Here is a 22,129-nt window from a genome sequence, read left to right on the forward strand (position 1 = left end):
CTCTGCCAATAGACAAGAAACCTACAAGAGACAGAGGCAGCTAATGGAAAACATCGGCACGTACGTCATCTACCTCATCATGGCCTGCGCCGTGGTCGGCGCCATCGCCTCCATCCTCGACGCCGAGTCGGAGCTGGGCAAGGAGTTCAACGCCGGCCTGCACAGCATCGGCCCGATCTTCATCCCGGTCGCCGGCATCATGGCGGCGATCCCCTTCATCTCCAGCTTCATCAGCCACTACGTGGGCCCGCTGTTCACCGCGCTGGGCGCCGACCCGGGCATCGCCGGGGCGATCTTCATCGCTTCCGACCTGGGCGGCTACCAGCTGGCGCAGGCCCTGGCCCACGACCCGGAAGGCTGGATACTCGGGCTGATCACCGGCTTCCAGTCCGGCTCGACCATCATCTTCGTCATCCCCGTGGGCCTGGCCATGCTCGCCAAGGCCGACCACAAGTACATGGCCCTGGGCATCATGGCCGGCCTGCTGAGCATCCCCATCAGCATCGTGTTCATCGCCATGGGCATGCAGCTGCTGGGCCTGGGCGTGCGCCCGGACATCGCCACCAGCGGCGCCGCCACCCTGCAACTGCACTTCGACCTGCCGATGCTGCTGCGCAACCTGCTGCCGCAGATTCTCTTCTGCATCGCCCTGGCCGCCGCGCTGCGCTACGTGCCGGGGCTGATGGTGCGGCTGTTCCTCAAGCTGGGCAGCATCATGTACGCGGCGGTCACGCTGATCCTGGTGGCATCCATCGTCGAATACTTCACCGGCTTCTTCACCGCCAACTTCGGCAGCTGGGGCTTCGCCCCCATCATCGCCGACAAGCAGGACCAGTTCCGCGCGCTGGAAATCTCCGGCTACGTGGGCATCATGCTCTGCGGCGCCTTCCCGATGGTCTACCTGATCAAGCGCTTCCTCTCCCGCCCCATCGAGCGCGTGGCCTCGCACCTGGGCCTGTCGCCGGTGGGCGCGGCGGGCATCCTCGCGGCGTCGGCCAACATCCTCGCCATGTTCCGCCTGGTGGCGGACATGCCGCCCAAGGACAAGGTGCTGGTCATCGCCTTCGCGGTGAGCGCGGCCTTCACCTTCGGCGACCACCTGGCCTACTCCGCCAACTTCCAGCCGAGCTTGATCCTGCCGCTGATCATTGGAAAACTCGGCGGTGGCCTGATCGGCATGCTCCTGGCCTACTGGCTGGCGGTGCCCAAGGCGCAGCAGCTGGGCAGCCAGGAAGCACCGCAGGACGCACTGCGCGCCTCGACCGGACTGTCCTGACGCACCCGCGCAGGGGCGCCCCGCGGCGCCCCTGCCAGGCCCAGGCACCCGCCGGCCCCGCGCCGGCGCGACAACACCGGCTCAAGACAGGCGACGCAGCCCTCCATGAACAGCCAAGACGCGAAGAAGCTGGCGGACCTGATGGCCGCCGTCGGCACCGACAAGCTGGGGCACGCCATCGGCTCGCTGCTGGACGACAGGGTCGGCTTCGACATGAGCTGCGGCTACCTGTTCCGCTTCGACCGCAACGCGCAGCTGCTGCACGACGGCTACAACGGCCAGGTGTCGGCGAAGACTCTGGAGGCCTATTCCCGCGGCGGCTACCTGCTCGACCCCTTCTACGTGGCCAGCATGAACCGCCACCCGGCCGGCCTGTGGCGCATGAGCGACCTGGCGCCGGACAGCTTCTTCTCCTCCGGCTTCGCCATCTCCCGCGACCTGCACCCCTGCGTGTCGTCCACCCACGGCACCCAGGTCGAGGAGATCGGCTACATCATCCACCTGCAGCCGCGCACGGCCATCGTCTTCTCGCTGATGAAGGCCGAGGACCACGGCCCCTTCGCGCCGCAGGAAGTCCGCCACCTGGAAACCCTGGCGCCAGTGATAGCCGCGGCCTGGGAACTGCACTGGCGCACCGCCCTGAAGCCCGCCGAAGCCACCACGGAAGCGCCCGAAAGCGAACTGGAGAGCGCCTTCGTCGACATCCTCCAGGGCCAGTTGACCGACGCCCAGCGCTACATCGCCAAGCTCATCCTGCAAGGCCACAGCAACGCCTCCATCGCCCACCTGCTGGGCATCTCCGAAGGTACCGTGAAGGTCCACAAGCACAACATCTACCAGCGCCTGGAAATCTCCAGCAACTCCGACCTGTTCCGGTTGTTCATCGGCTATATCGCGCAGTCGGCGAGGTAGCGGCGTTTGCCCTGCTGGCAGAGTCCGCTCCTTGGCTCCAGGGAAGCCCCGTAGGATGGGTTGAGCTTGCGAAACCCATGCGGTTGCGGTGATGGGTATCGCTTCGCTCAACACCATCCTACGAAAAGCCATGCTCGCTCATGCGGTAGGAGCGGACTCCGTCCGCGATTGGGTCCACCGACCACACCGAACGCCCCGGTGGCACAGCCGACGGCGGATACAGGAGTCCCAGGATGACTCCGGACTCCCCGCCCACTCCGAACGGCCCCCTCTCCCTCCGGGAGAGGGCTGGGGTGAGGCTGCTCTTCCGTTCCAATCTCAACCTCATCATTCCACGCTCACAAGAATGACAAGAGAGAGCTAGGCGCCCCCGGATAACTCCGGATAATGAACGGCATCCCGCCCGCGTCGAAACAAGAGGCCCCCATGCTCACCGTGCAAGACCTGATCGAGATCGAGCTGCTGAAACTGCAGGCGGTCGCCGGCCTCGCCGGCACCGGCAGGCTGATCACCTGGGCCCATGCCGTCGACCTGCCGGACCCGTGGCGCTGGGTTTCCCCGGGCGACCTGGTCATGACCACCGGCGTTGGCCTGCCCGCGGCCGCGCAGGAGCAGGTCGCCTGGCTGGAGCAACTGGTACAGAGCAACGCCAGCGCACTGGTGGTCGCGCCCCGTGACGACGCCCCGGCGCTGTCGGACGAGCTGCTGGCGGCGGCCGATCGCCTACTGTTTCCCATTCTCCGCGGCAGCTTCGAGCTCGAGTTCGTCAAGCTGTCCCACCATGTGATCGAAAGCGTGCTGCAGGCCCAGCGCGAGCGCTTCAATGCCAGCGAGCGGCTGTTCCAGACCTACGCCGAAGCCCTGCGCAAGGAGCCCGACATGGCCGGCCGCCTTTCGATCCTGGCCGCCTCGCTGGATATGTACCTGGCGATCGAGGACGCGGTCAGCGGCGTCGACATCGTCGAAACCCGCTCGGCCCGCAGGCCGCCCCCGGAGCGGCTGGAACGGATACCCATCGCCGGGCGGGCGCGGGCCAACCTGGTCATGGCCCGCAAGGGCGAAAGAATGCTGGACGACCCCCTCCTGGTACGTTCGCTGGTCGGCCTGCTCGGCGTCGAGCTGGAACGCCTGATGATCCACCGCGACCAGCAGCGCGAAGAGGGCTCGGCGCTGCTGCGCAGCCTGCTGGAAGGCGAGACGGAGTTCAGCCTCGCCCGCCCCCTCCTGGAACAGCGCGGCCTGCTCGGCACCCTGGTGTGCCTTGCGATCAAGCCGGGCGGCAACGGGCCCTGGGGGCCGGACGAACTGCACCAGGCGCCCGCCCTGCACCAGGCCAGTCCCCTGCTGCTGAACGACAAGGGCCTGCTGCTGGCGATCAGCCGCGACGACAACGAGCTATTCGATGCCCTGCGCAGCAATCTCGGCGAGGGCACCGTGATCGGCGTGAGCGGGCCGATCGCCGCGGCGACGGGCTTTCGCGAAAGCGTCAGGCAGGCGCGCCTGGCCCTGGCCCAGGCGCAGGAAGTGGAGGCCGGCGTGCTGCGCTATGGCGAGGCGGAGACTGGCCTGATCATGGCCCCGAAGTCCCTAGCCGAAGCCCGGGCGCTGGTGGGGCGCTACCTGGGCCCGCTGATCGAGCACGACCGCACCCAGGGCGCCGCGCTGCTGCCCACGCTGCTGGCGTTCCTGGAAAACGACGGGAACTGGAAGGCCACCGCCTTCGACCTGGGCATCCACCGCCAGACCCTGGTCTACCGGCTGAAGCTCGTGGAGCAGCTGACGGGCCTCAAGCCCACCTCCACCAACGGCATCGCACGCTTCTGGATTGCGCTCCAGGCCGCGAAGAACACCGAGCTGTTCGATCGGACACCTTGAATGCAAACGGCCCCGCACCTGGGGTGCGGGGCCGTCGGAGCCCACTCGCCGCCAGCCTCAGTCGCTGGTCGGCATCGCGAACTCGGCCCCCTTGGCGATGGCCTGCGGCCAGCGCTGCATGATGCTCTTCTGCCTGGTATAGAAGCGCACACCCTCCTCGCCATAGGCATGCATGTCGCCGAACAGACTCTTCTTCCAGCCGCCGAAGCCGTGCCAGGCCATCGGCACCGGGATCGGCACGTTGATGCCGACCATGCCCACCTGGATGCGCCGGCCGAACTCGCGGGCGATGTGGCCGTCGCGGGTGTAGAGGCTCACGCCGTTGCCGAACTCGTGGTCATTGATGAGCTGCACCGCCTCGGCGAAGTCCTTGACGCGCAGGCACGCCAGTACCGGGCCGAAGATTTCTTCCCGGTAGATGCGCATGTCGCGGGTGACGTCATCGAACAGCGTGCCGCCCAGCCAGAAGCCATCGCCGCAGCCCTCGCCCGCCGTCTCGCCGTCGAAGCCGCGGCCGTCCACCAGCAGCGTCGCCCCTTCCCGGACGCCCTGCTCGATGTAGCCGGTGATGCGCTCGAGCGCGGCGCGGGTAACGATCGGCCCCATCTCGGCCGCCAGGTTGCTGCCCTCGAGCACCTTGAGCGCGCGGGTGCGCTCGATCAGTTTCGGCATGACCTTCTCGGCGGTCTCGTCGCCGACGAAGACCGCCACGCTGATGGCCATGCAGCGCTCGCCGGCCGAGCCGTAGGCCGCGCCGATCAGCGCATCCACCACCTGGTCGATGTCGGCATCGGGCATGACCACCAGGTGGTTCTTCGCTCCGCCCAGGGCCTGGACGCGCTTGCCGTGGCGCGCGCCGGTCTCGTAGATGTGGTTGGCGATGGGTGTGGAGCCGACGAACGAGATGGCCTGCACGTCGGGATGTTCGAGCAACGCATCGACCGCCCCCTTGTCGCCCTGCACCACGTTGAACACGCCGTCGGGCAGGCCGGCCCGCTTGAGCAGCTCGGCGATGAACAGGCTCGGGCTGGGGTCGATCGGGCTGGGCTTGAGCACAAAGGTATTGCCGGTGGCCAGGGCCACGGGGAACATCCACATCGGCACCATCACCGGGAAGTTGAACGGCGTGATGCCCGCCACCACGCCCAGCGGCTGGCGCAGCGTCCAGTTGTCGATGTTGCTGCTGACCTGGTCGGTGAAGTCGGTCTTCAGCAGTTGCGGCGCGCCGCAGGCGAATTCGACGATCTCGATGCCGCGGGTGACTTCGCCCTGGGCGTCGGTGAACACCTTGCCGTGCTCGGCGGTGATCAGCCGGGCCAGTTCGTCGCGGTGCTCGTTGAGCAGGGCCAGGAAGCGGTTCAGCACCCGCGAGCGGCGCAGCGGCGAGAGATTGCTCCAGGCCGGGAAGGCGGCCTTGGCGGCAGCCACCGCCGCGTCCACGTCGGCGTGGCTGGCCAGTTGCACCTGGCCGGTGACGACGCCGGTGGCCGGGTTGTAGACCGGCAGTTGCTGGCCGCTGGTGGCCGCCACCCGGGCGCCGGAGATCCAGTTCATGATGGTTTGGGTCATTGTCTTTCTCACATCAAGGGATAACAGCGGTAGCGCTCAGCCACCACCTTGCAGAATCAGTAGATCGCGTACACCTTGCGCACGGTCTCCAGCACGTCCCAGCGCCCTGTCCAACCCGGAGGCAGGATGATCAGATCGCCACCGGTCACTTCCACCACCTCGCCGCTACCGCTATCGGTGAGCAACGCCTTACCGGAGATGATGTAGGTGAACTCGGTGTCGGGACGTTCGATCACTGGCCAGCCACCGGGCTGGCATTCCCAGACGCCGAGGTTGCCGGTCGCCTCGGGCGCCAGCTGCTGGATGGCGATCTGCGGGTCGCCCTTGTCCGCCCCGGCGCGCTGGCCGGCGGGGGTCAGGGGCAGGGACTGGATGGCGGCGGACTTGATGATCGTGAAAGTGCTCACGGCGTACTCCTGTTAATGCGCACCTGTCAGCTTCTCGAGCAACATCGCGGTGCGGGATGGACGATGGGTGATGCGCTCTTCGATGTCGCTCAGCGAGGCTGCGGCGAGCCCGCTGTTGACACCCAGCCAGCGCAGCGGCTCGGGCTCCCAGGACGGGGAGCGGTGGTTGACCAGGGGCAAGGCGTTGATCGCCTCGTCGCGGCCCTGGATCAGGTTGCGCAGGATGCGCCCCGCCAGGTTGCTGGTGGCGACGCCATCGCCCACGTAGTTGCCGGCCCAGGCGATGCGTTTCTTCCGGTCGATGCTCACCGTGGGGCACCAGTCGCGGGCCACGCCCAGCGCGCCGCCCCAGCGGTGGGTAATGCGCGCATCGGCCAGGTCCGGGAAGAATTCCAGCAGCGTCTGGTGGATCTTCGCGTGGATGCCGTCCACCAGGTCGGCCTCCTCGGTGATCCGGGAGCCCAGGCGATACGGCGCGCCGCGGCCGCCGAAAACCAGCCGCCCCTCGGCCGTGACCTGCCCGTAGACGCGAAGGTGGCGCATGTCGTTGAAGGCCAGGCGGTGGTCGAGCCCCAGCCTGCGCCTCAGCTCGGCGGGCAGCGGCTCCGTCGCCAGCACCAGCGAATACAGCGGGATGACGAAGCGCGAGTGCCCGGGTTGCTGCGAGGTGAACGCCTCGGTGGCGCGCACCGTGAACTTCGTGCGCACCGAACCACGCCCGGTGCGCACCACGCCCTCGGCAAACTCGGTGACGGCGGAATGCTCGTGGATGGTCGCGCCCATCGTCTCCACCAGCCGCGCCAGGCCACGCACCAGCTTGCCGGGGTGGATCAGCGCGCAATGCTCAGTATAGAGCCCGCCCAGCGTGCCTTCGGCGCCGACCCTGGCGCCGGCCTGGGCGCCATCGAGCAGTTGCCACTGCTCCGGCAGCCCGAAGCGCGCCGAGCCTTCCACCGTCGCCCGCGCACGGGCCAGCTGCGGCGCGCTGCGGGCCAGGGAGAGGAAGCCCTGCTTGGCGTAGTCGGCGTCGACGCCTTCCAGCGCCAGCACCCGGCCGATCTCGTCCACCGTGTCGTTCATGGCCGCCTGCAGCTTCAGCGCGGCATCGTGGGAATACATCTCGGCCACGCGGGACAGCGAGATCGGGAAGATCGCCGAGGCCCAGCCGCCGTTGCGCCCGGAGGCGCCGAAACCGACTTCGCGCTTTTCCAGCAGCACCACACGCAGGGAGGGGTCGCTCTTGAGCAGGTAGTAGGCCGTCCACAGGCCGGTGTACCCCGCGCCGACGATGACGACATCGGCGTCCGTGGTGCCCTCCAGCGCAGCGCGGACCGGGCCTTGTTCGAACCAGAGCGGCTTGTTGGGTAACTGGGTCAGATCGAATTTTGCGGTCATGGGGTTGGCTTCCAATTGACGGCCATGGGTGGGGGCTACGAAGCGCTGCGTGCGGGTAGCGCGACGGCTTGCCGGCGGCAGCGGGACAGCCGCACCAGCGCGTAGGAGGCGGCGATCGCGGCGATGGCGATCAGGCACTGCAGCAGGCTGATCTGCATCGAGGGGTCGAAGGCCATGCTCACCAGCACCGCCACGATCGACGCGGTCACCAGCAGCGGCAGCCAGGGGTGGCCCCACATCGCGAACTTCAGGCTGCCCTCCTCCACCCATTTGCGGCGCAGCTTGAGCTGCGACAGGCAGATCATCAGGTAGACGAACAGGAAGACGGTGCCGGAGGAGTTGATCAGGAACTGGAACACGGTATCGGGCCAGAGCGCCGCGATGACCACGCAGCCATAGCCCACCAGGGTGGAGGCGATGACGCCGCGCACCGGCACGCCCTTGCGGCTCACCCCGGCGATCCAGCGCGGCGCCTCGTCGTTGGAGGCCAGCACGTACAGCAGGCGTGACGAGGTGTAGAGCCCGGCATTGAGCACCGACAGCACCGCCACCAGGATCACCGCGGTCAGCATGTGGCCGGCGCCGGGAATGCCGATGTGCTCCAGGGTGGCCACGAACGGCGACTTGCCGGCCTTGATCTCGGTCCACGGCTGCGCGACCACGATGAAGAAGGTCGCCAGGACGAAGAACACCAGGATGCGCAGCATCACGGTATTGACGGCCTTGCGGATGTTGCGCGAAGGGTTCTCGGACTCCGCCGCGGCGAGGGTGGCGACTTCCACGCCGGTCATGGAGAAGATGACCACCACCACGCCGGTGAACAGCGACGTCACGCCGTGGGGCAGGAACCCGCCATGCTCGGTGAGGTTGCCGAAGCTGGCGGTGGAGCCCGGCCACAGCCGGAAGGCATAGGCCCCGGCGACGACCAGGAACACGACGATGGCCGCGACCTTGACGCCGGCGAACCAGTATTCGGCCTCGCCGAAGGAGTGCACCGACATCAGGTTCAGCAGCGTCATGCCCACCATCAGCCCCAGGGCGATGGCCCATACCGGGATGTCCGGGAACCAGCCGTTGATGATCTGGCCACCGACCACGGCCTCGAAGCCCACCACGATCACCCAGAAGTACCAGTACAGCCAGCCGGTCATGTACCCGGCCGGACGGCCGAAGGCCAGCCTCGCGTAATCGACGAAGGAACCCTTGGCGGGATGCGCGGCGGCCATCTCGCCGAGCATGCGCATCACCAGCGCGACGATCAGCCCGGTGATGGCATAGGTGATGAAAGCGCCGGGCCCGGTCGAGGCGATGACCGCGCTGGAACCCACGAAAAGCCCGGCGCCGATGACGCCGCCCAGGGCCAGCATGCTGATGTGCCGCGTCTTGAGCGCACGCTTCAGGCGCGGGTCGTGTTCTGTCTGAATAGGCACTGGTCGTCTCCTTTTATTATTCGTAATCAACGCTGCCTTTTCAGAAGGTTAGGGACCTCCACCGGGGCTGAACATCGACAAAATCCAAGGGACGGGCAGTTGCGCTAGACAAATGTATGAAGGGAGTCGTTGGGGGGTAGCGTGCCGGAGCACCCGGCGGCCGATGCCGAACGTTTGTATGCCGCCGCAGAGAAATTCGGCGTAGGGCGGATAACCGTTCGCGGTTATCCGCCGCTGGCCGTACCACCAGGACGTCCGGCGTGGCCGGTGAATCCGATCGCGGACGGAGTCCGCTCCTGCGCCCGTGCTTCTCTGAAACTGTCTTGCCGACTGCGCCGAGGTGCTTTTCGCAGGGTGGATCGCGCATACCGGCTGGCACGGCTTCTCGTAGGAGCGAGCTTGCTCGCGAACAGATTCCGCTGCGGGGCTCGTTCGCTAGCAGGAACCAGGCGTCTCCCTCGATCCTGCGAAGAGCTTCTCGGCGCGGCCGGCAAGACAGTTACAAGAGACTACGCAGGTTGCTGGCACTGTCGGCCAACGCGACCGCATCGAGGGATTTGCCAGAAGCGGCCAGACGTTTGAAAGCCGCCATGTCACGCCCCTGGTTCACAGTCGCAACCGCCAGTAGACGCCCCTCGGCATCCAGTTCGATGACGCTGAACATCCCCTCTTCCACCTTGCCGCGCAGCAACACCTGCCCGGTGCCGCTGAAGAATCCGAGAGTCTGCAGGTTGCACCGATACTGATCGGACCAGAGCCACGGCAGTTGCGCGTAACTTTCCTCGTTGCCGAGCATGTTCGCAGCCGCCACCTGGGGCTGGTGCTCGGCCACCTGCCAGGACTCCACCCGCACATGGCGGCCCAGAAGCGGGTTGAAGTGACAGGTCACGTCGCCGGCGGCGAAGATGTGCGGGTCGCAGGTCCTGCATCGCTCATCGACCACGATGCCGTTTTCCACCAGCAGGCCGATCTCCGTCGCCAGTTCGACATTCGGCAGCGCACCGATCCCAACCAGAACCTCATCGGCTTCATAGGTGCCACGACTGGATTCGATGAGCAGGCCATTGGCACCTCGCGTGATCTTGCCCGGGAGCGTATCCAGGCACACGTCGACACCAGCCTGGCGATGCAGCGCCAACAAGTAATCGCCGATGACCTTGGGCATCACTCGCTGCAGCAGGGATGGCGCCGGCTCCAGAACGGCAACCTCGCAGCCGAGCTTGCGCGCAGTAGCAGCCACTTCCAGACCGATGAAGCCACCACCGAGAATGACCAGGCGTTTACCTGCCGCCAGCCGATCGCGCAACCGGCGAGCCTGCTCCAGAGTGCGCAGGTAAAGCAGTTCCACGCCCTCCCCAACCTGCCCGGGATAGGGGCGCGCGCGTGATCCGGTCGCCAGCAGCAACTTCTCGTAGGTGATCCTTTCCCCATTGGCCAGCTCGACCTGCCTGGCGGCACGATCGACCTTCGCCACCCGGCTGCCGAGGCGCAGCTCGATCCGCTGGCTCTCGTAGAAGCCCCTTTCCTGGATGAAGGCCTTGGCCTCGTCTTCGGCGTTGAACAGGGCCTCCTTGGAAAGGATGGGACGGTCGTAGGGAAGCTCCGTCTCCTCGCCAACGAGGCAGACGCGCGCCGCAGGGGCCAGGGAACGAAGCGACTCGGCAGCACGACGGCCAGCCTGGCCCGCGCCGACGATCAGATAATCCGCATGCATGGCGTACTCCTAGAGAAGCGAAAACCGGGGACGGTCGGAAAGCACGCTTTCCACCCATTGAGCCGCACGCAGCAGGCGATCATCGCCAAACCGCGCGCCCACCAGCTGGATACCGATGGGCAGCCCGTTCCGGCCGGTCAGGGCCGGCAGCGAGAGAGTCGGGACGCCCAGCAACATCCACAGGCGACTGAACAGCGGGTCTCCCGTGCCGTCGCTGGCAAGCGGGGCGGTGCCAGGCGCGCTCGGCGCCAACAGCACGTCCCACTCTTCGAAGATCGAGGCGCTCGCGATCACGCCCTGTTCGGCACTGGACCGCGCTTCGCCGTACTCCTCGGTGGAGATCCCCTGGCCGTAGTCGATAAGGGCAAGCAGCGGCTCGCTGAGCTGTTCCCGGTAGCCGTCGTACTCCGGAGCGAGGCTGCGGGCGGCTTCGTAGGCCATCACCTTGCGCTGCAGGTCGGCGAATGCCGTGAAACTGGGCGGCAATCGGGCATCGCCGACACGGGCCCCGCACTCGCCCAGCGACAGCAGCAACTGTTCGAGTCCGTGACGTGTTTCGGGAGAGGCCTGCAGCCAGTCCGGAGTGCGGCACAGGCCGATGGAGGGAATCCAGCGCTCGCTGCTGCTGAAAGGGAAAACGCTATCGGCCGTGAGCACGAAGCGCAGCAAGCGCGCATCGTCGACAGAGCGCGTAAGGACACCCAGCGTATCCAGCGAGTGAGAGAACCCCTTCACCCCGGTGGTGGGGAAATCGCCATAGGTGGGCTTGTAACCCACGACCCCGCAGTACGACGCCGGGCGGATCAGCGAACCGGCCGTCTGCGAGCCCAGCGCCGCCGGCACCATATGGCTGGCCACCGCGGCGGCCGAGCCGCTGGAAGAACCGCCCGGCGTGTGTTCCAGGTTGTGCGGGTTGCGGGTCTTGCCGGCCTTGAAATAGGCGAATTCAGTGGTGACGGTCTTACCCATCACCAAAGCACCGGCGCGCTTGAGCAACGCCACGGATGCGGCATCCATGCCGGGGCGACGCCCGGCGTAGATCGGCGAGCCGTTGCAGGTCGGCATGTCACAGGTATCGATGATGTCCTTGATGGCAACGGGGACGCCGTGCAATGGGCCACGAACGGGTTCGTTGTCCAGCCGCCGGGCCTCGCGCAGAACCTGTTCCGCGTCGATGTGGACCCAGGCTCCTACCTGGGCCTCGCGCGCCGCAACGATGGCCAGGCAATCCGTCGCCAGCTCCACCGCACTCAACGCCCTGGTCGCGATGGCCTCTGCCGCCTCGACCAGCCCCAGTTCATGCGGACGCATCAGCTGCCTCCAGAGCCTCGAGCGCGGCTTGGAAGGGTTTCAGCGGACTGAAGAAGAAACCGCCGTCGAGACGGCCGCACAGCCCCTGCTTGTCCAGCACGCCCAGGCTGATGACCGGCCCCAGCTCCAGGCGACAGACCTGCCGGGCATCCAACCCGGTACGGTACGCCTGCGACTTGAGCAGCCGCGGGTGGGGACACTCGAGCAGCTTGCCCGGGAAGGCCCGACCATGCTCGGAACAGGTTTGCGCCAGGCGCTGCGCGGTAAGCGGGGCGAGGTCACGGGCCATCGCCCCGCTGCCGAAAGCATCGACGATGGCGCTATCGCCAATCGCACCGAGGGCGCGCTGGCGGGTCTGCTCGTCCGCCCCCGGGACCAGCGGCGCATCGGCGGCGGTCACGAACCAACGCCCAGGCATGGCGGAGACCTGGATGCCGAACTGCCTACCGTTGCCGCCGATGGCGGTCACCACGCTGCTATCCGGAACATCTTCCGCGGCGAGGAAGCAGCACTTCACCGCCGCCATCCACAAGTTCAGGAAGAAGGCCGCGGACTGTTCGAGGAAGCGCCTGGCCTCATCATCCAGGCCGTCGGAGCCGGCACGCAGCAGGAGCGCCTGGGCGATCAGCTGGCTGGCGTGCTGTGTCCGGCCGTGGCAATCATCGCCCGCCGCGAGGGCCGCGTCGGCCACCGGCAGCAGGTCGATAGGGCTTCGCGCGACGACGGCCTGGAGCTGCGGCGCCAGATGCCGGTTGATCCAGCGCAGACGCTGCAGGACTTCCTCGCCATATTGCCCGACACGCATGACGGGCCCGTCGCCGCCATTGAGAGTGCTGAAGCCCTGGCGAGACGGGCAGTCTTCATCCTCGATCACCAGCAACTGCATGCTCGGGGAAAGCACATCGGCCAAAGGCACGGCGCAAGCGTGGTCCTGAGCGGCATGCAAGGCCACCTCGGCGGACATCAGCAATTCCTCGGCGCCCTGGCGGTCGGTGGCCCATCCCTCGAACAGGATGGCCATCAGCATCGAGTTCTTCTGCGGCGGCGAGATCAGGCTGCGATCGGTGATCGGTGGCCCGGCATGGAGCAGGTAGCGCCCCTGCAGAGCCACGACATCCTTGGCTGTGGCAATGGCGGTCCAACGCGGCCGACAGCCAAGCATGGCATCGACCGCCAGCGAATCCGCCAGGTGACGGCGCAGGGCAAGGTTCATCACTGGCTCCCCTCTTCCACCCAGGTCTCGGCAAAGGCGAGGAATGCAGAGTTGAGCTTGCCATCGAGGAAGTCGCGCTCCACCACCACACCGTCGAGCCGTTCACCGTTGAGCCGGACCTCGCCCTTTTCCGCCCCCTGGAACAGGCTGTACATCCGGTGCTCGCCGGTTGCGGAAATACCCGGCCCCACGTCCGCGGCGAGGGGGCGCTGCAGCCCCTTCCAGGCCAGCGACAGGCTCACATCGCCGGCCGCAATGGTTTCCACCCATTGGCTCGGGTCCCTGTCGTCGGTGCTGCCGCCGGTTGCCTGCAGCAGCGTGACATGGGGCAGCGCCTCGCGACCGCGGAAGGCGCCGAACTTCGGGACGAAACGGGTCAGCAGGTAATCCATCAGCTCCAGGTTGTCGCCGATGCACAGGTTCCTCGCGGCGGGGTACCCGGCCGCGGCGGTGGGGTCCCCCAGCAGGAGGATGCCGCGACCGCGGCCATGGGCGGACGCGACCACACGGAAATAGAGGGCCAGCACCTGCCAATCGCCCTGGGGATCGGAAGCACTCTTCAGATAGATACCGGGATTCTCCCCCGACCAACTGACGACACCTTTCTGGATGATGGGCATACGTAGACTCCTGATTTCTTGTTATGCGATTTGCAGGGTGTTTTCGAACAGGCCGATCAACACCACATCGTTTTCGACCTTGACCGGATAGCGCCGGGCGCAGGACTTGGCGGGCGCGCAGAGGACCTTGCCGGTTGCGATGTCGAACCGCGCCTGGTGCAGCGGACATTCCACTTCGCCGTTCTCGACCCAGCCCTCGGCCAGCGACGCATCGCCATGGGGGCAACGGTCCGCCAGCGCATGGAAGCAACCACCGAGGTTGAAGACGGCGATCGCCTGATCGCCGATCTGAACTCGCCTGGCCTGCTCGTCGCCGACCTCGTCGACACGACAGGCAACAGCCCAATCCTCTTCGCGCACGGACATCACACGCCCTCCACCACAGACTGCAGCAGTTCGACCCGATAGCCATCCGGGTCGAGTACGAAAGCGATTTCCCGGGTACCGCCCGACATCGGACCGGGCTCGCGCACCACCGGCACGCCGGCGGCGCGCAAGCGCTCCACGAAATCACGCAGCGAACCCACACCGAATGCCAGATGCCCCCAGGCCGTACCCTGTTCGTATGGCTCGGTTCGATCCCAGTTATGCGTCAGCTCCAGGACCGTTCCACACGCCTCCTCTTCGAAACCGATGAAGGTGTTGGTGAAACGGCCGTCGGGATAATCCGTGCTGCGCAGCAGGCGCATCCCCAACTGGCCAACGTAGAAGTCCAGCGAACGCTGCAGGTCCATGACCCGCAGCATCGTGTGCATCAGGCGTACCTGCATGGGTCAGTCCTTCATCGCTTGCAGAACGAGGTTCTGGAACTGATTGGCGCTGTCTTCCCAGTGCGGCGACATCACGCCGCCGTCCTTCATGACCGGGGAACGACGCCCCTCCTGCAGCAACTCGGCAATCCCGTGGTCTTCCTTGTGCACGCTGTACCAGAGGTTGCAGAGGTTCTCCTTGTCGGCGTCGGTGTAGTGCTGCTCGCCCACGCTGTAGAGCACACGGAACTGGCGGGTACGGTCGGCGGAAAGCGGGATGTTCAGGTGCACGCCCGCCTGGTCCGGCAGGTAGATGCCCAGCACGAAGTTGGGGAACAGCGTCAGGTAGCGGGCGCTCATGTCCAGGGCGCTGGATTTCGCGGTGGTTTCCTTCTCCGCTTCCAGGTCGATGGCCGAGCCCAGGCAGCGTCCGTCGATGATGGTGTAGTGGTCCTTGAGCGGCTGGCCCGACGCGGTCTGGTCATGCACGATCGGCACGTGGTAGGGCTCGATGAAGTTCTCCATCAGGAACTTCCAGTTGCACTTCACCTCGCCCAGGTCGATCTTGCCGATCGGCTTGAGCAGCTTCACGTCGAGGATCTTGATCTGCTCGGCGAAGGAGCGGGAGTAGTCTTCGAACGCCTCGGCATCGCCGGACAGGTTGACGAAGATCCAGTCGTTCCACTCCACGTGGCGCACGCGCTTGAGACCATGCTCGGCGCGGGAGAAACCGGGCACGTCCTGCTTGCGGAAACCACCGAAATGCGGGGCGGCTTCCAGCTCGCCGTCCAGCGAATAGGACCAGGCGTGGTAGGGGCAGCTGATCGAGCTCTGGACATTGCAGCGATCGGTTACGAGCTTCAGCCCGCGATGACGGCATATGTTGTGGAAGACGCCGATCTCGCCCTCGTCATTGGAGACGATCAGCAGCGGCTGACCGGCGACCTCGATCGGCGCGCAGGTGCCAGGCTCGACGAACTCGTGGACAAAACCGACGAAGACCCAGCTCTTCGCGAATACCTTGTCCTGTTCGGTGCGATAGAACTCTTCGCTGGTATAGGCCGCCTGGGAAAGGCCCGGAAGAACATTACCGGGCTCATTGGTGCACGACTGCTCACGAATACGGATAACTTCTTCAACGACTGACATGTTTTTATTCCTTCCTGGTCAGGCTGATGGTGAGTTTGATTGACTCGACCTGCATCCTAGAAACGCATTGCCAGGGGAACAAACGATAAGAATTCAACGGCGAATGAGAAAAAATAAAAACCCCCGTCAAATCCCGTTCATGGCCTCGTCACGATTGACGCAACAAGTCTTTTGCTCAACACTCGGAAAGCGCTTAGTGCGTACGTCGATATAGCCTTGCTGCATACAGAACAAGAATCATGACCAATCGACTTCCTCCTCTGAATACCCTGAAGACCTTCGAAGTCGCGGCGCGACACCTCAGCTTCACGCAAGCCTCCCTGGAGCTGAACGTCACGCCCTCGGCGATCAGCCACCAGATCAAGCTGCTCGAGGAAAACCTCGGGGTTCGGCTGTTCCGAAGGGAGAACAACCGCCTGCTGCTCACCGATGCGGGCAGCTACCTGCTACCGGAGTGCAGCCGCTCCTTCGCCCACCTGCTGGAGGTCACCCAGAAGGTCCGCGACCTGGGCAATGGCCGCCCGCTGACCATCGCCTTGCGCCCCTACTTCGCCCAGAAATGGCTGATGCCGCGGGTGTCTTCGTTCTGGCAGCAACACCCCGAGATCGAGCTGAGCCTGCACCACACCATCCAGTTCTCGCCGACCAGCCTCGACACCTGCGACATCGCCATCGCCTGGGCCAGCGGGCACTTTCCGGGCCTCGAATCGCATTTGCTGGTGAATGGCGACCTCACCCCCGTCTGCAGCCCCGCCACCTTGAAAACCCTGGGAAGCCCGCCGACCGCGGCCGCGCTAGCCGGGCAGGTGCTACTGGACGAAGAGGCCCCCGACAACTGGGATCGATGGCTTGAACTGGCCGGGCAACCGCGCCTGAAACCGTTCAAGCGCGTGAGCATCGACGACACCAACGTCAGGCTCCACGCAGCGATCGATGGCCAGGGCCTCATCCTGACGTGCCTGTCGCTGCTGGAGCGGGAGCTGAACGAAGGCACGCTGGTGGCTCCGTTCCCCACGGCGCTGCCGCACTATTCCTACTACCTGCTGTACCGCCCCGACGTCCTGAGCAATCCGCAGGCGCGTATCTTCATCGATTGGCTCAAGGCCCAGGCCGCCTGAGCGGCCTGGGAACTCGGCGACAGCCCCTCCTCCAAAGGCAGAATTGCAGCCGCTTGCACAGCGGCTGCCGCCGGTGAATATGGCTCATCCGGGCCAATGAAAAATTCTCACAGGTGGCCAAGTATTTATACTTCGCGGCCCTGCTGCGAATTGGATACTCTCCTGCCTCATAAATCCAATAATATCCGAGCAGGAGATATGCAGTGCGTGAAACTTCCACTCCCCAGCCGCGCAAAGTTGTAATCACCGGAGGTAGCGGACGTCTCGGTCAATATGTGGTCGAGCAACTTCAAAATAACTTCGAAGTTAAAGTCCTGGATCTTCGCCCGCCCAAACAGAATGTGGAATTCGCAGAGGCGAATGTTCTCGACCTGGATACGCTTCGTAGAGAATTCGTTGGCGCCGACGCGGTAGTTCACCTGGCAGCCATCGACTTCGATCACCAGGCAAAACCCGAGGACTATATTCACGTCAATGTCCAGGGAACCTGGAACGTGCTTCAGGCCGCCAATGAACTGGGCATCAAGCGGGTGGTCCTCTGCTCCAGCGTCTCGGCCTGCGGTCTCTCGGAAGCGAATCCGTCCTTCGTCCCGGAGTACCTTCCGGTCGACGAAGAGCATCCCCATTACCCCGTCCAGGCCTACAGCGTCAGCAAGCAACTGATGGAGAACATGGCCGCCAGCTTCGTGCGCCGCGGCGATATCCAGGTGGTATGCCTGCGCCCGATGATGGTCCTGATCCCCGAAAACATCGCGCCGACCCTCGCCCGCGCCGATGATCGCTCCTCCCGCTGGCTGTTCTACTACATCACGCCCGAGGACTGCGCCCGCGCCTTCGAGGCGGCGCTGCGGGCGACCCACGTCAGCAGCGGCAACTTCTTCATCACCGCCCAGGACAGCTGCCGTGCCGAACCCACCCTGCAATGGGTGGAGCGGGTGCTCGGCAAGCTGCCGGAGATTCGCGACAAGGAGCGCTACGAGCGTGATCCCTACGCTTCGATCTTCTCCGGCGACAAGGCTCGTCAGGAACTCGACTTCGTCGCGGAAAGCCGCTGGCAGGACTTCCTGAAGGCCTGAATTCCCGTTCCGGCCCTCCCGGGCCGGACTCCCCTTCTCTTTCCACGGAGGATTCAGTCCAGTCCGTATATCGACCTACGCGTGCGAAATGACCTTGATCGACGCCGCTCGATAAACGAGCGGGTCGTCGACGAACCCACGAATGAAAACAATTAGAACGGGGTGAATGAAATGACAGTGATCACCGGATCCGGCTCGGCAACGCTCGCTGACTCCTCATCAAGTGCGAACCGTGGTTCCTCCATCATCGACGACAGCCCGATGACCTTCTTCCATTGGCGGCTGCTCTTCCAATCCGCCGGCGGCCCCTTCCTCGACGGTTGGTTGCTGAGCATCATCGGCGTCGCGCTGATCGGCATGACGCCGGCGCTCGGACTGTCCGGCACGGACCTGAGCCTGGCAGGCACGGCGGCGCTCATCGGCATCTTCTTCGGCGGTCTGGTCTTCGGTCGCATGACCGATATCATCGGGCGTCAGCTGATGTACACGATCGACCTCATCGTTCTGGTCGTCGGCTCGGTGCTCTGTGCCTTCGTCGATCACGCCTGGCAGATCATCCTGCTGCGCTTCCTGATCGGCGTCGCCATCGGCGCCGACTACCCCATCGCCACGTCATTGCTCGCCGAATGGCTGCCCACCAAACAGCGCGCGGCGATGCTCGGCTCCCTGGTGGTGGCCTGGTTCCTCGGTGCGACAGTCGCGACCTTCCTCGGTTTCGGCATGGTCGAGTACCTGGGCGAGGACTCCTGGCGCTGGATGTTGGCCAGTTCGGGTGTACCGGGCCTGATCATCCTGCTGATGCGCATCGGTACCCCGGAATCCCCGCGGTGGCTGCTCTCCAAAGGCCGGTTCGAAGAAGCCGAGGCAGTGGTCAGGAAGATCTATGGGCAGGATGCAGACCTTTCTTCCATTCGCGAGGCCGAGTCGGTGCGTCCGAAGCGCCTTGGATACTCGGCGCTTCTCCAGGGCGGGTACCTCAAGCGCACGTTCTTCTGCGGGATGTTCTATCTCTGCGCGGTTACGCCGGTTTTCGCGATCTACACCTTCGGCCCCGTCATGCTTTCGGCATTCGGGCTGAACGAGGGCAACCTCAGCAACATCGGCTACGCGCTGATCAGCCTGCTGTTCCTCCTGGGCTGCCTGCCAGCGCTGCGGCTCTCGGAAACCGTCGGCCGTCGCCCGCTCCTGCTGTGGTCCTTCGCGCTGATGATCCTGCCGTTCCTGGCGCTGGGCATCGCCCCTGAAGCCCCGGTCGCGCTGATCATCTTCTGGTTCTGCCTCTACGCAGTGACCTCGGGTGGCCCGAACATCCTCGAATGGTCCTATCCAAACGAACTGTTCCCCACCGATATCCGCGCCACGGCCATGGGGGTGATCACCGCGGTCAGCCGAATAGGCGCAGCCCTGGGCACCTTCCTGCTGCCGCTCTCGCTGGAGCACTACGGCGACGGCGCCACGATGCTGATCATGGCCGCCATGACGGCGGTGGGCTTCGTGGTCTCGTACTTCCTGGCACCGGAAACCAAGGGACGCTCGCTGTCCGAAGCCAGCGGGGTCTGAGCCTCGGCAAAGTGGCCCTCGGATGATCCGGGGCCACCTTCCTAACCCAGCCCTTGCAGATCGTGGCGGGCACCCTGGCCGGCAGCAATGGATGAGCGATGACCTCCTCGCCCGCGCAGCGTCCCAGGACAAGCACATGCACCTGATCGAGGGCGCCATCACCGACCATCGAATGCGGACTATCTGCCAGGCTCGGTGGAGGCAGGCAGATCGCCTCTTCGTAGGGTCGAGGGGACGCCTGGCTCTTGCTCGTGAATGAGCAGCGCAGTGAAGTGTGTTCGCGAGCAAGCTCGCTCCTGCGAGAAGCCGTGCCCACCCGTATGGCAGGAGCGAACCTTGTCCGCGATGGCCGGAAGCTCCGGCGCGATTCGCGGATGAGATCCGCTACGCTCTCCCGGACAGCATGTAGGAGCGCGCCCTGCGCGCGAAATCGCGGGCAGGGCCCGCTCCTACAGGTTGTGGTGCCGAACTCCCCGAGCATGCCGGGCAGCCCCCTCTCCCGCTTGCGGGAGAGGGCTGGGGAGAGGATGCTCTTCCGCGGCCCTCCACTCCAACCTCAACCTCGGCACGGAACACAGTCCAGTTCCAGGGACACACGAACGTAGCGAGCATGGCTTTTCGTAGGATGGTGTTGAGCGAAGCGATACCCATCAGTGCAACCGCATGGGTTTCGCAAGCTCAACCCATCCTACGGAAAGCGCCTCGGCGCAGACAGTTGTTCCTACAGGTTGGCGCCGACCCCACCGGGCCCGGCCCCACGAAGAACCGATGCCGGAATCAGGGACGTGCGCGATTCACATCGATGAACGGCAGCGTCGAGCCCGGCAGCATGGTTTCCGGCAGCTTGCCGTCCCAGCGTTCGGCCTTGGTCAGTTCGATGAGGTTCTGGTTCGAGGCCAGGGCCTCGGCCTTGGCGCGGATGGCATCGGCCTCGGCCTGGCCGCGCAGGCGGGTGGCCTCGGCGTCGGCCTTGGCCTGGGCCAGCTTGGAGTCGGCCTCGGCTTGCGCCTGGGTGACCTGGATCTGCGCCTGCACCTGCTCGGTGGCGAGGTTCTGCTGGCGGGTCTGGATCGCCACCTCGGCCTTCATGCGCTCCTCGATGGAGCGTTCGTAGGCGTCGGAAAAGTCGATGTTCTCCACCTGCACCCCGTCGATCACCACCGGGCCCTTGACCGCGGCCTTGACCGCGGTGGCCACGTCGGCAACGAACTGCCCCCGGTTCTGCACCGCCTGGATCGCCGTATAGCGGCCGAAGACGTTTTCCACCTGGGTCGGCACCTGGCGGCTGATCAGACGGTCCACCAGCCCCTGCAGGTCACCGTAGCCGGAGTAGACCTTCGCCACCTCGTCCGGCGTCACGTGCCAGGACACCGAGACCACCAGCGCCGCGCTCTGCTGGTCGCGGCTGTAGGCCTGCAGTTGCTCGTAGCGGCTGGTGTGGTTCTGGATCGACAGGGTCTTCACCGTCTCGATGAACGGCACCTTCCAGCCCAGCCCGGGCTCGGCCACGTCCACCAGCTTGCCGTTGCGCAGCACCACGCCGCGCTCCTTCTCGTCGATGGTGTAGAACGAGCCGCCCACGGCGACCAGCACCAGCAGGCCGATCAGGCCGCCGGCGACGAGTTTCAGGGGAAAGGCGCGCGGCAGCGCCTGGGGAATGTTCGCCATGGGGCATCTCCTTGAAAGTGGCGTTCCTGGAGCCCGGCACCTGCGCCGGGAGCGGCAAGCCTAGCGGATTGACCTGGACCGGCACCAGCGTCGAATGTCGCTCGCCTCGAAGGAAGCGAACTCCACCAGCAATCCTTCAGCCCTCGCTCGACAACCTTAACGTCCTGATCAACAGGTTCCGCAGGCTATCCACGGCCTTGGAGCCCTGGGAAGCGCGGCTTCGATAGACGGCGACCTCCATGGGCTCCAGCGGGCCGAGCCCCTGCTCGACGCCCAGTATCTGCAAGTGATCGGGGGCGCTGCATTGCGTCAGCACCGCCACCGCCAGGCCGCTCTCCACCGCGGCGAGCTGCCCGGCGAGGCTGGAGCTGTTGTACACCACCTTGTAGCGCCGGCCCTGCAGCGCCAGGGAGTTGATCGCGCTGCGCCGTGCGAGGCTCGTGCTCTCGTAGACCGCGATCGGCAGCGGGTCGCGCCGCCAAAGCTCGAACTGCGGCGAGCCCACCCAGACCATGGGTTCGTGGAACAGCAGCGTTCCGCGCCGGGAGTGGTCGCGGGAAACCAGGGCCAGGTCCAGATCGCCGCTGGCTACCCGCGGGATGAGCGCCGTCGACTGCTCGCAGTTCAGTTCGATTTCCACGCTGCCATAGCGCTGGGCGAAGCGTTTGAGCACCGGCGTGAGGTACTTGGCCGCGTAGTCGTCGGGCACGCCGAGGCGAACCCGGCCGCTGAGTTCCTCGCCATGGAAGGCGGCCTGGGTTTCGGCGTGCAGGTCGAGCATGCGGCGGGCGAAGCCCAGCAGCGTCTGGCCGTCCGCGGTCAGCTGCAGGCTGCGCGGGCCGCGTACCAGCAGTTGCCGGCCCAGGGCGCTTTCCAGTTTCTTCAGTTGCATGCTGACCGCCGACTGCGAACGATGCACCTCGCCCGCCGCGCTGGACAGCGAGCCCGCATCGACCACGGAAACGAAGCACTTCAGCCAGTCCAGTTGCAGGTCACGCGGCATCATCTTGATCGGCCCTTTAAATTCGTTTATCGAATATTTGCATGCGGCATTATGCGCTTCTCGTTCCAGCGGGCCAGCCCCACA

The 22,129-nt window shown here is 65.5% G+C and carries 19 protein-coding genes; 6 read left to right on the forward strand and 13 right to left on the reverse strand.

Translation table 11 applies throughout. The annotated features are described in order from the left end of the window. The first annotated feature begins 43 nt into the window (after positions 1-43). The 3 genes from eutH (at position 44) to PM1_RS16445 (ending at position 4,063) form a co-directional block, all read left to right on the forward strand. The gene (gene eutH, locus PM1_RS16435) at positions 44-1,276 is read left to right on the forward strand and encodes an ethanolamine utilization protein EutH (protein ID WP_009620098.1); all 1,233 of its coding nucleotides are present in this window, start codon (positions 44-46) and stop codon (positions 1,274-1,276) included. A 105-nt stretch (positions 1,277-1,381) separates the two neighbouring features. Further along, a complete protein-coding gene (locus PM1_RS16440; protein ID WP_009620096.1) occupies positions 1,382-2,188 on the forward strand; it encodes a helix-turn-helix transcriptional regulator in 807 nt (268 codons plus the stop codon). A gap of 426 nt (positions 2,189-2,614) precedes the next feature. After that, the gene (locus PM1_RS16445) at positions 2,615-4,063 is read left to right on the forward strand and encodes a PucR family transcriptional regulator (RefSeq protein WP_009620094.1); all 1,449 of its coding nucleotides are present in this window, start codon (positions 2,615-2,617) and stop codon (positions 4,061-4,063) included. Between the two features lie 57 nt (positions 4,064-4,120). Here PM1_RS16445 and PM1_RS16450 read toward each other — a convergent pair whose 3' ends face one another. The 11 genes from PM1_RS16450 to PM1_RS16500 form a co-directional block, all read right to left on the reverse strand. Next, a complete protein-coding gene (locus PM1_RS16450) occupies positions 4,121-5,632 on the reverse strand; it encodes a CoA-acylating methylmalonate-semialdehyde dehydrogenase (RefSeq protein ID WP_009620092.1) in 1,512 nt (503 codons plus the stop codon). 56 nt (positions 5,633-5,688) lie between these two features. Next, positions 5,689-6,039 (reverse strand): cupin domain-containing protein, encoded by a 351-nt coding sequence (locus PM1_RS16455; RefSeq protein WP_009620090.1) that lies wholly within the window; start codon positions 6,037-6,039, stop codon positions 5,689-5,691. Between the two features lie 12 nt (positions 6,040-6,051). Beyond that, on the reverse strand, positions 6,052-7,434 hold the full coding sequence (locus PM1_RS16460) for an NAD(P)/FAD-dependent oxidoreductase (protein WP_009620087.1): 1,383 nt from the start codon (positions 7,432-7,434) through the stop codon (positions 6,052-6,054). Positions 7,435-7,469: 35 nt separating this feature from the next. After that, a complete protein-coding gene (locus tag PM1_RS16465; protein WP_009620085.1) occupies positions 7,470-8,864 on the reverse strand; it encodes an amino acid permease in 1,395 nt (464 codons plus the stop codon). A gap of 499 nt (positions 8,865-9,363) precedes the next feature. After that, entirely contained in the window at positions 9,364-10,578 is a 1,215-nt protein-coding gene (locus PM1_RS16470; RefSeq protein ID WP_009620083.1) for an NAD(P)/FAD-dependent oxidoreductase, read from the reverse strand. Positions 10,579-10,587: 9 nt separating this feature from the next. Beyond that, the gene (locus tag PM1_RS16475) at positions 10,588-11,889 is read right to left on the reverse strand and encodes an amidase (RefSeq protein ID WP_009620082.1); all 1,302 of its coding nucleotides are present in this window, start codon (positions 11,887-11,889) and stop codon (positions 10,588-10,590) included. Then, a complete protein-coding gene (locus tag PM1_RS16480; RefSeq protein WP_009620079.1) occupies positions 11,876-13,102 on the reverse strand; it encodes a DUF1116 domain-containing protein in 1,227 nt (408 codons plus the stop codon). The genes PM1_RS16475 and PM1_RS16480 overlap by 14 nt, the downstream gene beginning before the upstream one ends. Beyond that, positions 13,102-13,722 (reverse strand): hypothetical protein, encoded by a 621-nt coding sequence (locus PM1_RS16485; protein WP_009620077.1) that lies wholly within the window; start codon positions 13,720-13,722, stop codon positions 13,102-13,104. Before PM1_RS16485 ends, PM1_RS16480 begins: the two co-directional genes overlap by 1 nt. A gap of 21 nt (positions 13,723-13,743) precedes the next feature. After that, entirely contained in the window at positions 13,744-14,088 is a 345-nt protein-coding gene (locus PM1_RS16490) for a non-heme iron oxygenase ferredoxin subunit (RefSeq protein ID WP_009620075.1), read from the reverse strand. Continuing rightward, positions 14,088-14,492 (reverse strand): lactoylglutathione lyase, encoded by a 405-nt coding sequence (gene gloA / locus PM1_RS16495; protein ID WP_009620073.1) that lies wholly within the window; start codon positions 14,490-14,492, stop codon positions 14,088-14,090. The genes PM1_RS16490 and gloA overlap by 1 nt, the downstream gene beginning before the upstream one ends. Before the next feature lie 3 nt (positions 14,493-14,495). After that, positions 14,496-15,620 carry an aromatic ring-hydroxylating oxygenase subunit alpha gene (locus PM1_RS16500; protein WP_009620071.1) on the reverse strand — a complete coding sequence of 375 codons (1,125 nt, stop codon included), beginning with the start codon at positions 15,618-15,620 and terminating at the stop codon, positions 14,496-14,498. 239 nt (positions 15,621-15,859) lie between these two features. Between PM1_RS16500 and PM1_RS16505 the strand changes: the two genes are divergently transcribed. From PM1_RS16505 to PM1_RS16515, 3 genes are all read left to right on the forward strand, one after another. Further along, on the forward strand, positions 15,860-16,738 hold the full coding sequence (locus tag PM1_RS16505) for a LysR substrate-binding domain-containing protein (protein ID WP_009620070.1): 879 nt from the start codon (positions 15,860-15,862) through the stop codon (positions 16,736-16,738). A gap of 275 nt (positions 16,739-17,013) precedes the next feature. Then, positions 17,014-17,814 carry an NAD-dependent epimerase/dehydratase family protein gene (locus tag PM1_RS16510; RefSeq protein ID WP_242935549.1) on the forward strand — a complete coding sequence of 267 codons (801 nt, stop codon included), beginning with the start codon at positions 17,014-17,016 and terminating at the stop codon, positions 17,812-17,814. 171 nt (positions 17,815-17,985) lie between these two features. Beyond that, entirely contained in the window at positions 17,986-19,374 is a 1,389-nt protein-coding gene (locus PM1_RS16515) for an MFS transporter (RefSeq protein ID WP_238603221.1), read from the forward strand. Between the two features lie 777 nt (positions 19,375-20,151). On the opposite strand, the gene PM1_RS16520 is transcribed toward PM1_RS16515, so the two are convergent. Then, positions 20,152-21,042 carry an SPFH domain-containing protein gene (locus PM1_RS16520; RefSeq protein ID WP_009620067.1) on the reverse strand — a complete coding sequence of 297 codons (891 nt, stop codon included), beginning with the start codon at positions 21,040-21,042 and terminating at the stop codon, positions 20,152-20,154. A gap of 136 nt (positions 21,043-21,178) precedes the next feature. Further along, positions 21,179-22,048 (reverse strand): LysR family transcriptional regulator, encoded by an 870-nt coding sequence (locus PM1_RS16525; protein WP_009620066.1) that lies wholly within the window; start codon positions 22,046-22,048, stop codon positions 21,179-21,181. Between the last annotated feature and the right edge of the window lie 81 nt (positions 22,049-22,129).

The organism is Pseudomonas sp. M1, assembly GCF_022760135.1.
In the GTDB taxonomy this organism is placed as follows: domain Bacteria; phylum Pseudomonadota; class Gammaproteobacteria; order Pseudomonadales; family Pseudomonadaceae; genus Pseudomonas; species Pseudomonas citronellolis.